Source organism: Cellulomonas sp. FA1, from assembly GCF_000986825.1.
Classification (GTDB): domain Bacteria; phylum Actinomycetota; class Actinomycetes; order Actinomycetales; family Cellulomonadaceae; genus Cellulomonas; species Cellulomonas iranensis.
On sequence record NZ_LBMY01000001.1, the window covers coordinates 1,492,505 to 1,505,979 of the forward strand.

11 protein-coding genes are annotated in these 13,475 nt (G+C 76.1%); 3 read left to right on the top strand and 8 right to left on the bottom strand.

What is annotated here, in order from left to right:
• The first annotated feature begins 65 nt into the window (after positions 1 to 65).
• Together GY42_RS06685 and GY42_RS18125 are read left to right on the top strand one after the other, a co-directional pair.
• The gene (locus GY42_RS06685; RefSeq protein ID WP_046528742.1) at positions 66 to 1,007 is read left to right on the top strand and encodes a LysM peptidoglycan-binding domain-containing protein; all 942 of its coding nucleotides are present in this window, start codon (positions 66 to 68) and stop codon (positions 1,005 to 1,007) included.
• Positions 1,004 to 1,648, top strand: coding sequence for an Rv3235 family protein (locus tag GY42_RS18125; RefSeq protein WP_052748246.1), 645 nt, complete (start codon positions 1,004 to 1,006; stop codon positions 1,646 to 1,648). Before GY42_RS06685 ends, GY42_RS18125 begins: the two co-directional genes overlap by 4 nt.
• A gap of 59 nt (positions 1,649 to 1,707) precedes the next feature.
• Here the strand turns inward: GY42_RS18125 and secA are convergent, their stop codons facing one another.
• From secA to mtrA, 8 genes are all read right to left on the bottom strand, one after another.
• Positions 1,708 to 4,521, bottom strand: coding sequence for a preprotein translocase subunit SecA (gene secA / locus GY42_RS06695; RefSeq protein ID WP_046528743.1), 2,814 nt, complete (start codon positions 4,519 to 4,521; stop codon positions 1,708 to 1,710).
• 121 nt (positions 4,522 to 4,642) lie between these two features.
• A complete protein-coding gene (locus GY42_RS06700) occupies positions 4,643 to 5,932 on the bottom strand; it encodes a winged helix-turn-helix domain-containing protein (RefSeq protein WP_046528744.1) in 1,290 nt (429 codons plus the stop codon).
• Between the two features lie 93 nt (positions 5,933 to 6,025).
• Entirely contained in the window at positions 6,026 to 6,658 is a 633-nt protein-coding gene (hpf, locus tag GY42_RS06705) for a ribosome hibernation-promoting factor, HPF/YfiA family (RefSeq protein ID WP_046528745.1), read from the bottom strand.
• A 160-nt stretch (positions 6,659 to 6,818) separates the two neighbouring features.
• A complete protein-coding gene (locus tag GY42_RS06710) occupies positions 6,819 to 7,742 on the bottom strand; it encodes a ComF family protein (protein WP_236686733.1) in 924 nt (307 codons plus the stop codon).
• A gap of 112 nt (positions 7,743 to 7,854) precedes the next feature.
• Entirely contained in the window at positions 7,855 to 8,649 is a 795-nt protein-coding gene (locus GY42_RS06715; protein ID WP_046528746.1) for an LpqB family beta-propeller domain-containing protein, read from the bottom strand.
• Positions 8,646 to 9,527 carry a GerMN domain-containing protein gene (locus tag GY42_RS19350; protein WP_052748247.1) on the bottom strand — a complete coding sequence of 294 codons (882 nt, stop codon included), beginning with the start codon at positions 9,525 to 9,527 and terminating at the stop codon, positions 8,646 to 8,648. The genes GY42_RS06715 and GY42_RS19350 overlap by 4 nt, the downstream gene beginning before the upstream one ends.
• Complete coding sequence (gene mtrB, locus GY42_RS06725) at positions 9,524 to 11,311, bottom strand: MtrAB system histidine kinase MtrB (protein ID WP_082131390.1); 1,788 nt, start codon at positions 11,309 to 11,311, stop codon at positions 9,524 to 9,526. Before mtrB ends, GY42_RS19350 begins: the two co-directional genes overlap by 4 nt.
• Positions 11,308 to 11,991 carry an MtrAB system response regulator MtrA gene (mtrA, locus tag GY42_RS06730; protein WP_046528747.1) on the bottom strand — a complete coding sequence of 228 codons (684 nt, stop codon included), beginning with the start codon at positions 11,989 to 11,991 and terminating at the stop codon, positions 11,308 to 11,310. Before mtrA ends, mtrB begins: the two co-directional genes overlap by 4 nt.
• A gap of 224 nt (positions 11,992 to 12,215) precedes the next feature.
• Between mtrA and GY42_RS06735 the strand changes: the two genes are divergently transcribed.
• Complete coding sequence (locus GY42_RS06735; protein WP_046528748.1) at positions 12,216 to 13,454, top strand: hypothetical protein; 1,239 nt, start codon at positions 12,216 to 12,218, stop codon at positions 13,452 to 13,454.
• Positions 13,455 to 13,475: the final 21 nt, after the last annotated feature.

Below are 13,475 nucleotides of genomic sequence, written 5' to 3' on the forward strand. Positions count from 1 at the left end.
ACTACACCTAACGGCATCCCGCTTCATCAAACGACATCAAACGACATCATCAGGGGAGATGCCACGTGGAGACGACGACGACACCCACCCGATCGGGCGCCCGCCGTCCGGTCGTCGCGGCGACGACCCTCCTGCTGACGGGGGCGGCCGCGCTCGCCGTCGCGCTGCTCCTCGCGTGGTGGTCGCTCGACCAGGTCACGAGCACGCGCCTGTGGCGGGTCGAGTCGTTCGTGGGTCCGGGCGTGGTGACGGCCGGGGCGGCTGCCGCGGCGTGGGTGGGGGCCTCCGCGCTGACCGCCGCCGTCTGCGCGCTCGCGCGGGCGACGGGTGGCGTCTGGGCCTCCGGCGAGCGCGTGGTGCAGCGCTGGGCGCCCGGGCTCGTGCGCCGTTCGCTCGCGCTCGCCGTGGCCGCGGGCGTCGGGCTCGGAGCCGCCACCGGCGCGCACGCGACCACCGACGCCGCTCCCCCGGCCGCCGCCGTCACGACCGTCGTCGACCTGGGGTGGGCACCCACGGACGCACCGGGCCCCGTCGGTGCGCCGTCACGGACCCACGACGCCACGCAGGGGCGCACGCCGTCCCCTCCGGCGCCCGCGGAGCCCGCGGACGCCGACGACGCGTCCCCCGCGCACGGCCGCACCGCCACGCACGACGACGCCGACGAGGTTCGCGCCGACGCACCGGCCGCCGTGACCGGGAGCGCGCGTGACGCGGCGCCCAGCGCCACGGAGGCGTCGGACGGGCCGTCCGGCGCCTCGCCCGGAGACCCGACGACCCTCACGACCTTCGAGCACGACACGGAGGGGACGGTCGTCGTGGCCGTCGGTGACAGCCTCTGGGCCGTCGCGGCACGTCAGCTCGGGCCCGGCGCCACGGACGCGCAGATCGCCGCGGAGTGGCCGCGCTGGTACCGCGCCAACGAGGCCACGATCGGGCCGGACCCCGACGTCGTCCGTCCCGGCCAGGTGCTGCGCGCCCCCGGCCCGCTCGAGGGGGCCGCCCGATGAGCGAGCTCTCGCACGACGACCTCCCGACGCCGCTCGAGGCCGTCTTCGCCGCACGGGACACCGCGCGGGCCGCGCACCCGGTCGCGCCCGCCCCGGACGTGACCGTCGCCCACCGGGCAGGACCGCCGCCCGACGCACCCGGCGCCGCCCACGGGTCTCGACCCCGCCTGCGCCTGGTCCCGGCGCCCGAGCCCGCCGCCGTGCGTGCGGCACCGCAGGCTGAGCCGCCGCCGACCCTGACCGAGCGCGTCCGGCGGCTCTCGGTCGTGGACCGCTCGCTGGTGGTCGACGAGGACGACAGGGGCGCGCCTCCCACGACCGACCCGCGGCGGTTCGCGCACGGGGTGGGCATCGCGTGCGTGGAGGCGGCGCTCGGGCGGCGCCCGGCGGCCCAGCTCGCGCGATGGGTCGCGCCGGGCGTGCTGGACTCGCTGCAGCGGCGCGCCGACCTCGTGCGCCGCACCGGCGTGCTGACCCACGCGCGCCAGCCGGCGGCTCGCCGGGTGCGCGTGTGCGCGGTCGACCCGCACGCGGCCGAGGCGTGCCTCGTGGTCGACGACGGCGTCCGCGTCCGCGCCGTGGCGCTGCGGATCGAGGCGCACCGCGGGACGTGGCGCGTCACGACGCTCGACATCGGCTGACCCGCCCGAGCACGACGACGCCCGCCGCGGGTCTCCCCGCGGCGGGCGTCGTCACGTGGTCAGCGCTTGCGCTGGCCCTTGGCCTTCTTGCGGCGGTCCGCGCGGTTGCCGTCGCCCGAGGCGGCGCTGCGGGCCGGGGCGCCGTCCTCGCCGCTCGTGACGACCGCGCCGTCACCGTCGGCCGACGGGGCCGTGTACTGCAGCGGCGTCCGCTCGGCCGGGCCGTCGAGCCCCTTGGCGACCAGTCGCCCCTCGCCCGCGTCCGCCGGGGCGGGCCGCTGCGCGGCCGCCGCGGCACCCGCAGAACCCGCCGCGAGCGCGGCCGAGTCGGCGCTGACGACCGGCGCACCCGGCGTCGCGGCGTCCGTGGGCTCCTGGACCTGCACCTCGAGGTTGTAGAGGTACTGGACCGACTCCTCCTTGATGGCGTCGGTCATCGCGTTGAACAGCTGGAAGCCCTCGCGCTGGTACTCGACCAGCGGGTCGCGCTGCGCCATCGCCCGCAGCCCGATGCCCTCCTTGAGGTAGTCCATCTCGTAGAGGTGCTCGCGCCACTTGCGGTCGAGGACCGACAGCACGACGCGCCGCTCGAGCTGGCGCATGTTCGCCTCGCCCAGCTGGGCCTCGCGCTCGGCGTACGCGTGCTCCGCGTCCGAGAGCACCTCACGCAGGATGAGCTCGGACGACAGGCGCGTCTCGCCGCCGGCCTGCTCGACGACCTCCTCGGGCGTGATCGTGATCGGGAACACGCCCCGCAGCGACGTCCACAGCGCCTCGAGGTCCCAGTCCTCGGGGCGCCCCTCGGCGGTCGCGAGCTGCACGTAGTCCGTCAGCACGTCGGTGCGGAAGTGCGCGACCTGCTCCTGCAGGTCCTCCCCCTCGAGCACGCGCCGCCGCTGGTCGTAGATGACCTCACGCTGGCGGGACATGACGTCGTCGTACTTGAGGACGTTCTTGCGGATCTCGAAGTTGCGCGCCTCGACCTGCGACTGCGCGGACTGGATGCCCCGCGTCACGATCTTCGACTCGAGCGGCATGTCCTCGGGGAAGCCCGCGCGCGTCATCATCGACTCGGCCAGCCCGGAGTTGAACAGGCGCATGAGGTCGTCCTGCATCGACAGGTAGAACCGCGACTCGCCGGGGTCGCCCTGACGGCCCGAGCGTCCGCGCAGCTGGTTGTCGATGCGGCGCGACTCGTGGCGCTCGGTGCCCAGCACGTACAGGCCGCCGAGCTCGGTGACCTCCTCGTGCTCGGCCGCGACCGACGCCTTCGCCTTCTCGAGCACCTCGGGCCACGCGGCCTCGTACTCCTCCGCGTTCTCGGCGGGGTCGAGACCGCGCTCGGCCATCTCCGCGATCGCGGTGAACTCGGCGTTGCCGCCGAGCATGATGTCGGTGCCTCGACCGGCCATGTTCGTGGCGACCGTGACGGCGCCCTTGCGCCCGGCCTGCGCGACGATCGCGGCCTCCCGCGCGTGCTGCTTGGCGTTGAGGACCTCGTGCGGCACGCCCTGCTTCTTGAGCTTGGCGGACAGCAGCTCGGACTTCTCGACGCTCGTCGTGCCGACGAGGACGGGCTGGCCCTTGGCGTGCCGCTCGACGATGTCGGCGACGACCGCGTCGAACTTGCCCTCCTCGCTCTTGTAGACGAGGTCCTTCTGGTCGATGCGGACCATGTCCCGGTTGGTGGGGATCGGGACGACGCCCAGCTTGTAGGTGCCCTGGAACTCGGCCGCCTCGGTCTCGGCGGTACCGGTCATGCCGCCGAGCTTGCTGTAGAGGCGGAAGTAGTTCTGCAGCGTGATCGTGGCGAGCGTCTGGTTCTCGGCCTTGATGGCGACGCCCTCCTTCGCCTCGATGGCCTGGTGCATGCCCTCGTTGTAGCGACGGCCGGGCAGGATGCGGCCCGTGTGCTCGTCGACGATGAGCACCTCGCCGTTGAGGACGACGTAGTCCTTGTCGCGGCGGAACAGCTCCTTGGCCTTGATCGCGTTGTTGAGGAACCCGATGAGCGGCGTGTTGAGCGACTCGTAGAGGTTGTCGATGCCGAGGTAGTCCTCGACGCGCGCGATGCCCGGCTCGAGCACGCCGACCGTGCGCTTCTTCTCGTCGACCTCGTAGTCGCGCTCGCGCTCGAGGCGGCGCACGACCTTGGCGAACTCGCCGTACCAGCGGTTCGCGTCGCCCGACGCCGGGCCCGAGATGATGAGCGGCGTGCGGGCCTCGTCGATGAGGATCGAGTCGACCTCGTCGACGATCGCGAAGTGGTGGCCGCGCTGCACGAGGTCGTCGACGCTCCACGCCATGTTGTCGCGCAGGTAGTCGAAGCCGAACTCGTTGTTCGTGCCGTACGTGATGTCCGCGGCGTACTGCTCGCGGCGCTGCGCCGGCGTGAGGTTCGACAGGATCGTGCCGGTCGTCAGCCCGAGGAAGCGGTAGACCCGCCCCATGAGGTCGGCCTGGTAGCCGGCGAGGTAGTCGTTGACCGTGACGACGTGCACGCCCTTGCCGGTCAGCGCGTTGAGGTAGGCGGGCGCGGTCGCGACGAGGGTCTTGCCCTCACCGGTCTTCATCTCGGCGATGTTGCCGAGGTGCAGCGCGGCGCCGCCCATGAGCTGGACGTCGAAGTGCCGCTGCCCGAGCGTGCGGCGCGACGCCTCGCGCACCGCGGCGAACGCCTCGGGCAGCAGGTCGTCGAGCTTCTCGCCGTCGGCGAGCCGGGCGCGGAACCGGTCGGTCTCCTCGCGCAGCTCGGCGTCGGACAGCGACAGGAAGCTGTCCTCCAGCGCGTTGACCTGGGCGGCGATGCCGGACAGCTTCTTGAGGATCCGCCCCTCGCCCAGCCGGAGGACCTTCTCGAGGATCGCCGTCACGCAACTCTCCCGACGTCGTTGGCGCCCGTCCGCTCGCGGCATCGGGGCGGCGCATGTCACCCGACCGCTCGGCCGGGGCCCGACCATCGTAGGCGAGCCGCGCGACCTGCGTGAGCGTCCCTCAGGGCGCGGTCGGCCGGAGCGCGCCGGCGAGGGGTGCGACGAGGTCGCCCGCCGCGTCCGGGCCCGTGCGCACGTCGTCGAGCCCGAGCCACCGCGCGACGGACCACAGCTCGGCGGCGAGCTCGTGCGCGACCTCGCCGTCGGCGGGCGCACCGGCGGCCACGTCGCCCGCCGGGCCGGGCGCACGGTGGGCGGCGTGGACGCGCAGCACGCCGTCACGCCGGTCGGCCTTGAGATCGACGAGCGCGACGAGCCGGTCCCCCAGCAGGAACGGCAGCACGTAGTAGCCCCACACACGCGCGTGCGCCGGCGTGTAGATCTCGATGCGGTACCGCAGGCCGAACAGCGACTCGGTGCGCGTGCGCTCCCAGACGAGGGGGTCGAACGGGCTCAGCAGCGTGCGGCCCTGCGCACGTCGCGGCACCGTCGCGTCGCGGTGGCGGTACAGCGGCCCGCGCCAGCCCGCCACCTCGACCGGGACGAGCGTGCCGTCGTCGACGAGCTCGGCGACCACCGCGCGCGTCGGGGCGAGCGCCGTGCGCCAGTGGTCCGCGAGGCAGCGCACGCTCGCGACGCCGTGCGCGCGCGCCGCCTGCTCGACCAGCCGTCGGCGCGCGGTGGGCTCGTCGACCGGGGGCGCCGCGAGCACGTCGGGCGGGAGCACGCGGTCGGGACGGTCGTAGCGCCGCTCGAACTGCGCGTTGCGTCCGGCGCTGGTGAGCTCGCCGACGAGGAACAGGTGCTCGAGGGCGCGCTTGGCGTCGGTCCACGCCCAGCCCCACGCCTGCGCGCGGCGGCCGTCGCCGCCGAGCACGGCCTGCACCTCGCGCGCGGTCAGGGGCCCGCGCTCGTCGATCACCGCGCGGACGCGCGCGACCTCGGGCGCGTCTGCGATGGGGACGCCGTGCAGGGCGTCGCCGCGGCGCTCGACGCGCGCACGGTTCGCGGCGTGCTTGAACGCCAGGTCCCGGAACGTCGCGGCCGCCACGAACGACGCCTCGTGCGCCCACGTCTCGACCAGCCGGCGCGGCGGGCGCGACGTCGCGCGGTCGAGCGCCGCGACGTCCCACGCGCCGACCCGCGCGTAGACCGGCATCAGGTGCGCGCGCGCGAGCACGTTGACCGAGTCGATCTGCAGCAGCCCCAGCCGGTCGACGACCTGCTGGAGCGCGCGCGTGCCGGCGGGCGTCGGGCGCTCGGGGCGGCGGCGGTGCAGCCCCGACGCGCGCAGCACGGCCCGGCGGGCCTGCGCGGGCGTGAGCCGCTCGGTCGGTGGCACGCGGGTCATGCGCCGATCCTGCCGGGCACCACCGACACCGGACCGGGCGCACGTGCGGGGACGGTCGACGACCGTCCCCGCACGTCGGCGGCGTCGCCGGCGTCAGCCCGCGGCGGCCTGCGTCGTGGCGACCGGCACGTCGAGCTTGATCACCCCGTAGCTCCAGCCGCGACGGCGGTAGGCCACCGACGGCTGCGCGGTCTCGGCGTCGACGAACAGGAAGAAGTCGTGCCCGACGAGCTCCATCTCGTACAGCGCGTCGTCGACCGTCATCGGCTCGGCCCGGTGGACCTTCTCGCGGATCAGCACGGGCGAGTCGCCGAGCGGCGTCTCGACGACGCCGTCCGGCCCGGGCTCGGGTGCGGCGTCCGCCTCCTCCTGCGGGGGGCTCGGCGGACGCACGTCGACGGGCGTCAGCGGAGTGTGGTTGCGGTGGTCCTTGCGCCGGTCGCGCGCGCGCCGCAGGCGCTCGAGCAGGCGCCCCATCGCGATGTCCAGGGCCGCGTACGCGTCGTCCGCGCACGCCTCCGCCCGGATCACGGGCCCCTTGTCGATCACCGTGAGCTCGACCTTCTCGCTGCTGCCCGACTGCTTGTGGCTCGCCTCGTGCGAGACGAGCACGTCGACGCGCTGCGCGCGGGGGGCCAGCTGCTCGATCTTGGCGAGCTTGTTCGCGAGGTGCTCGCGGTACCGCGTCGTCACCTCGGTGTGCCGGCCTGCAACCACGATCTCCATGTGGGCCTCCTGAGAGGTCGGGGGCGGGCGCCGCCCGCCCGGACGAGTACGTCTGCGGCCCCACGACGGGGGCACGGGCGGCATCACCTCCTCCGCGCGCACGCACCACCGCTCGACTGCTGCGGCGGGCGCCTCGCGGCGTCGTTCCCAGGACCCCACGCTATCCCGAGCGGGCACCGGAACGCACATGCGCCACGGCCGTCCGGGGGACCCTCGCGGCCGCCGGGTCGTCCGGCGACGGCGTCGCGGCGAGCGTGCACGCGGCCCGCACGCGGGCGCCGGCGGCGACGAGCGCGGCGTGGCACGCGGCGAGGGTCGCACCCGTGGTCAGGACGTCGTCGACCAGCACGACCTCCCGCCCCCGGACCGCCCTCGCCCGGCGCACGCGGACGCGCCCGACGAGCGCCGCGCCGCGCGCCCGCGCCCCGAGGCCGGCGAGGTCGGGGCCTGCTGCCCGCACGAGGGGCGCGGCGCGGCGCGCCTCGACGCCGACGTCGCGCAGCCCCGCGGCGACGGCACCCGCGAGCACGTCCACGGGGGCCCGGCCGCGGCGCCGGCGCGCCGCGGCGGACGACGGCACCGCGACGACGAGCACGGCACCCGCCACCCGCCGGGCACCGGCCTGCGACGCCGGCGCCCGGCGGCCCGACGGGCGCGACGCCGACGGCACCGACGGGTCCGACGCGCCGCGGTCCGCCGCACCGCCGAGGTGCCGACCGGTCCGGCGCAGCGCCGCCGCGAACGGACGGTCGAGGTCGGCGCGTCCGCCGTCCTTCCACGCGGTCACCGCGTGCCGGACCGGCCCGGCGAACGCCGCGGGCGCGAGCACCGGCAGCAGGGTCCGCCCCTCGAGCAGGTCGAGCCGCCCCGCGCCGTGGTCGCGGCGGACCGGCGGACCGTGCAGGTGCGCGGCGCACGCGTCGCACCACGGCACGTCGGCGAGCCCGCAACCGGCGCACGCGACGGGCACCACGAGCCGCACGAGGTCGCGCGCGACCGCGACCGCGAGCGCCACGCAGCCCGTGGCCCTCGACGCGGGCTCCCGGGCGGGGTCGCGGCGCGTCCGCCGGGGTTCGTCGTGCACACCGGCAGCCTCCCGCGCCGACGACGGTCGACGACCCCGGAACCCCCGTCGTCGGGGCCCGACGCCGGGGGTCCCGGGGCCGTGGACGGCTCGGCACGGGTCCGGCCGCACGTCAGCCGGGGAACGCGACCCCGGTCACGTCGAGGTCGCCCGTCACGCCCGGGACCGCGACCCACGTGCCGCCCTGGTGGCGCAGCAGCTCCCCCTCCGCGGTCACGACGTACAGCGTGCGCTCGCCCCGGTCCGCCGCGAGCGCGACCGCGTCGGCGACCGCCGGCAACGACGAGCTGCGTCCCGCGACCGTCACGAGGTACGGGGCCGCGCCGGCGTCGCCGTCGGCGAGCACCGCGAGCGTCACGTCGTCGACCCACACGACCGGGCCGGTCGGTGTGAGCGGCGCCCCGACGCGCAGCGCCGGGCCGATCGCGACCGGCGCGCCGTCGTCGTCCCGCACGACGCCCGCGACGTCGAGCGTGGTCCCGTCGGGACCGTCCGAGACGATCGCCACGCGCGAGGCGTCGCGCGACACGCGCACCGCGCGCACCGTGCGCCCGAGCAGCCACTCGGCCGCCACCTCGGTGGTCGTCCCGTCGAGCCGCACGGTGTCGACGCGCCCCGGCGCCGAGACGCGCGCGGTCCACACCCAGCCGAACCGGTCGACCGACGGTGCCGCGAGCCCCGCTCCCGTCAGCAGCGTCCGCTGCGCGGCGGCCCCGACCGGCAGGGCGACGAGCGTGCTCGCGTCGGCGAGCGCGACCCGCACGGACCCGTCCGCCGACCGCGCGATCGCGCGCGGCGCCGCACCGGCCACGGCCCCCACGCCGTCCACGGGAGCGGCGACGCCGTCGACGAGCGCGAGCGTACGGCCGTCGACGAGCAGCTCGAGCTCCCCCGGGTCGGGCGTCACCAGGTCGGCGGCACGGCCCTCGAGCGGCGCCCCGTCGCGCCGGCCTGCACGTGGACCGTCGTGATGCCGAGCGCGCGGAGCGACGCCTCGAGCTGCGCCAGCAGCAGGCCACGGTCGGCGTCCTGCACGGCCTGCGCGGGCTCGAGCGTCAGCTCGGCGACCCCGCCCTGCTCGAGCGTGACCGCCTCGGGCTTGAGCTCGGCGCCCGCGGGCACCGCGGTCGTGACCGCGTCCCGCAGCCACGGCGACGGGCCGGCGAGCAGCGCCCGGACCACGGCGGTCGGGACGTTGCGGTCGCGGAACCATCGGACCTCGGGGACGAGCATCTTCTCGTCCGGCGACAGGAAGTACAGCGAGGTGGCGCGGAACTGCTGCTCGAACCGCCGCGCGGTCACCACGACGCCGTCGGGTGCGTGCGCGATCCGCCAGTGCCCGCGCGCGTCCTGCACGAGCTCGTAGCGCAGGGTCTCGCGCGCGTCGGCGGGCGCCTCGGCGTACCGCCCGTCGGCGTCGAGCCGTGCGGACACGTCCACGGACACCGTGACCTGCGCCTCCCCGGTCTGCTCGACCTTGGTGCGGCTCGCGACGACGGTCGACGCGCCCGGGTCCCACTCGGTGCGCTCGTCCGCCGCGAGGAACTGCCGCGTGACCTCGAAGTCGCCCGTGACCTCGGCGTCGCTCGCGAGCAGGAAGCCCTCGACGATGGCCGCCGGGTCGGCGTCCGCCTGCGGGCCCTGCGCCAGCACGACGACCCCCTCCTGCTCGCGCACCACGCCGTCGCCCTCGGTCACGGGCCCCGACGTGGGGATCGCCGCGCACCCGACGAGCACGCCGACGACCAGCACGACGGCCGGCGCCGCGCCCCGGACCCGGCTCACGGCTGCCTCCGTCCGTGGGCCGGCACGTCGGCCGTGTCGTCGAGGCGCACGTCGGTGCGCGCCGGGTCCGACGCGTTGCTCACGATCGCGATCTCCCCCGTCATGGGCGGCAGCTCGGGCAGCGCCGCCGGGTCCGTGCTGCGCAGCGGGGCGGCGTCGGCGACCGGGGCGTCGGGGTCGGGGACGAGGGGCAGCGGCGAGCCCGAGAGCCGGATGCCGGCGCGTCGGGGCAGCGTGAGACGGAAGCAGGCACCGCGCCCCGGCCGCCCCCACGCCTCGAGCGTGCCGCCGTGCAGGTGCGCGTCCTCGAGCGAGATCGCCAGGCCGAGCCCCGTGCCGCCGGTCGTGCGCGCCCGCGCGGGGTCGGCGCGCCAGAAGCGGTCGAAGACGTGCAGCGCCTCGTCCGCGGTCATGCCGACGCCGTGGTCGCGCACGGTCACCGCGACGGCCGTCGGGTCGACGCCCACGCGCACCTCGACCGCCGAGCCGTCGGCGTGCTCGATGCCGTTGACGAGCAGGTTGCGCAGGACGCGCTCGACGCGGCGCGGGTCGACGTCGGCGTCGGCGCGCTGGTCGGGCAGCTCGACCTGCAGCCAGGACCCGCGGCGCGCGGCGAGCGGCACGGCGTTGTCGACGGCCTGCATCACGATGTCCCGCAGGTCGCGGCCCTCGGCGTCGAGGACGGCGGCGCCCGCGTCGAAGCGGCTGATCTCCAGGAGGTCGGCGAGCAGGTCCTCGAAGCGGTCGAGCTGCGTGGCCAGCAGCTCGGCGGAGCGCTTGACGGCGGGGTCGAACTCGTCGCGCGCACCGTGGATGACCTCGCCCGCCATGCGGATGGTCGTGAGCGGCGTGCGCAGCTCGTGCGACACGTCGGACACGAAGCGGCGCTGCAGCGTCGAGAGCTCCTCCATGCGGTGGATCTGGTCCTGCAGGCTGCCCGCCATCTCGTTGAACGACCGCGCCAGCGTCGCCATCTCGTCCTGCCCGTGCACGGCCATGCGCTCCGACAGGTGCCCGTCCGCGAGGCGCTCGGCGACGTGCGCGGCGCGGCGCACGGGGTGCACGGTGCGGCGCGTCACGAGCCACGTCATGCCGCCGAGCAGCACGACCAGCGCGGCGGCCGCGAACCCGAGCGTGCGCAGCAGGAAGTCGAGCCGGTCCTGCTCGGCCTGCAACGAGTACAGGAAGAACATCTGGTACGTGCCCGCGGTGGGCACCTCGACGTCCTGCCCGACGACGATCCCCGGCTCGACGCGGTCGCCCACGGGGATCGCGACGGACTGCCACTGCTGGCCGTCGCCCGCGGTCGCCTGCTTGAGCTCACGGCTGACGAGGTCGACGAGCGTGAGGTCGCTCGCCGTCGCGCCGACGCCGAACCCCGCCTGGCCCGGCGCGCGCAGCAGGAACACGTCACGGTCGCCCGACCCGCCGGCGCGCTGCGCGTTCGTCACGTCCTCGAGCAGGATCGCGACGTCCCCGGGCGTGCTCGCGGTGGACGCCGCGAGCGAGTCCTGCGCCTGCTGCGTGCTGCGCGCGCTCTCGGCGAGCACCTGGTCGCGGCGCGCCTCGAAGAGTCCCGCGCTCATGCGGTCGCCGACGTAGACGCCGATCAGCGCGAGCGCGACGAGGCCCAGCCCGAGCGTCGAGACGAGCACGCGCAGCTGGAGCGACGAGCGCCAGCGGCCCGCCAGGGCGCGCAGACGACGCCCCGCGCGTGCGCGGCCGAGCCGGCGCCACGCACCGCGGCGCGGCGTGCGCTCGACCGTGGCCGGGGACGCGCTCACGCGCCGCCGACGCCCGCCTTGTAGCCGACGCCACGCACCGTCACCACGATCTCGGGACGCTCGGGGTCGGTCTCGATCTTCGAGCGCAGGCGCTGCACGTGGACGTTCACGAGCCGCGTGTCGGCCGCGTGCCGGTAGCCCCAGACCTTCTCCAGCAGGACCTCGCGCGTGAAGACCTGCCAGGGCTTGCGCGCGAGCGCGACCAGGAGGTCGAACTCGAGCGGCGTGAGCGCGATGGGGCGCCCCGCACGCTCGACGCGGTGGCCCGGGACGTCGATCGACAGGTCGCCGATCGCGAGGTGCTCGGGCGCCGGCTCGTCGCTGCGCCGCAGCCGGGCGCGCACGCGCGCCACGAGCTCCTTGGGCTTGAACGGCTTGGAGATGTAGTCGTCGGCGCCCGACTCGAGGCCCAGCACGACGTCGACCGTGTCGCTCTTGGCCGTGAGCATGACGATCGGCACGCCCGACTCGGCCCGGATGAGCCGGCACACCTCGTTGCCGTCCTTGCCGGGCAGCATGAGGTCGAGCAGCACGAGGTCCGGCTGCGACTGCCGGAAGACGCCGAGCGCCTCGTCCCCGTCCTCGCAGAAGACGGGGTCGAACCCCTCGGAGCGCAGCACGATCCCGATCATCTCGGCCAGAGCGGTGTCGTCGTCGACCACCAGGACGCGTCCCTTCATGGTGATGATCCTCTCATCGTCACGGCACTTCCCGGGGCGCCCCGCGGCGCGCACCCGGGTGACGCGGACCGCGGTGCGGGCGCCGCCGCCGGGACCGCGCGGACGCCGTGCCCGCCGCGGCGCCGCGCACCGGTCGTCGCGGGGGTGCCGCGTGGCACGATGGGCCCCGACCAGCAGCGGCGCACCGCCGCGCGGCCGACACGGACACCCGAGGAGCCGGACGCATGACCGCACCGCAGGACGACGCCCCGCCGCCGGCGCCCTGGGCGAGCCCCGCCGGTGCGTCGAGCCACGGTCCGGCGTCACCCCCGCCCGCCGCACCGCCGGGCGGCGCCCCCGTCGCACCGGGCGCGCCCGCGTGGGGGCCGGCGCCCGGGGCCGCCGGCGCGTGGGGTGCGCCCCCGCCGCCCGCGAGCGGGTGGGGCGCCGCACCGACGCCGCCCGCCTGGGGCGCGGCGCCGCCCCCGGCCGGTCCCGGCTGGCAGGGCGGTGCACCGGGCGGCGCGGGGGCCCCGGGGTGGCGCGCACCCTCGCTGCAGCCCGGCATCGTCCCGCTGCGCCCCCTGGGCCTCGGCGAGATCCTCGACGGCGCGGTGCGTGCGGTACGCGCGAACCCGTCGGTGATGTTCGGGCTCTCGGCGGTCGTCGTGACGGTGGCCGTCGCGATCCAGACCGTCGTGCAGCTGTACGTGACCGGCCTGCTGAGCGGCGCGATCGGCGACGCGTTCCGGATGGACGGCGTGACGCCCGCGGAGTCCGCGGCGCTGTCCGAGATGCTCTCGACCAACACCGGCGCCGCGCTGACGGCCCCCCTGCTGGTCCCGGTGACCTCGGTCCTGACGGGTCTGCTCATCGTGTCGGTCAGCCGCTCGGTGATCGGGCAGCGGGTCGCGCTGCGCGAGGTGACCCGCTCGCGGCGCGTGTGGCTGGTCGTCGGCTTCGGGCTGCTGCAGCTGCTCGCGTCGGTCGTCGCGGTCGGGCTGTGGATCGGCGGGGTCGTGGGCCTCGCCGCCGCCGGCACCCCCGGCGGTGCCGTGCTCCTCACGCTCGTGGGCGGTCTCGCGCTCGCCGTCGGGACGGTCTGGGTGACGGCCCGCACGCTGCTGGTGCCGCCCGCCCTCATGCTCGAGGGCCGCCGCTTCTGGCCGACCGTCGCGCGCGCGTGGCGGCTCACGCGGGGGTCCTTCTGGCGCCTGCTCGGCATCTACCTGCTGGCGAGCGTCCTGGTGTCCGTCCTCATGTACCTGTTCGTGCTGCCGGCGGGCGTCGTGGCGGGCCTGGTGTCCGCGGCGACGGGCTCGCAGGCGGTCCTGGTGCTGGTCACCGCGCTCGGCCAGATCGTCGGCATGACGCTGTCGACCACGTTCATGGCGGCCGTGGTCGCGCTGCTCTACGTCGACGTGCGGATCCGCCGCGAGGGCCTGGACCTCGAGCTCGCACGCGCGGCGACGGCGGACGCGTGACGCGGGAGGCCCCGCGGCGGG

Excerpts from the sequence above, each read along its gene's own strand:
- GY42_RS18125 (WP_052748246.1), top strand. The coding sequence starts at position 1,004 with ATGAGCGAGCTCTCGCACGACGACCTCCCGACGCCGCTCGAGGCCGTC.
- GY42_RS06700 (WP_046528744.1), bottom strand. The coding sequence starts at position 5,932 with ATGACCCGCGTGCCACCGACCGAGCGGCTCACGCCCGCGCAGGCCCGC.
- hpf (WP_046528745.1), bottom strand. The coding sequence starts at position 6,658 with ATGGAGATCGTGGTTGCAGGCCGGCACACCGAGGTGACGACGCGGTAC.
- mtrA (WP_046528747.1), bottom strand. The coding sequence starts at position 11,991 with ATGAAGGGACGCGTCCTGGTGGTCGACGACGACACCGCTCTGGCCGAG.
- GY42_RS06735 (WP_046528748.1), top strand. The coding sequence starts at position 12,216 with ATGACCGCACCGCAGGACGACGCCCCGCCGCCGGCGCCCTGGGCGAGC.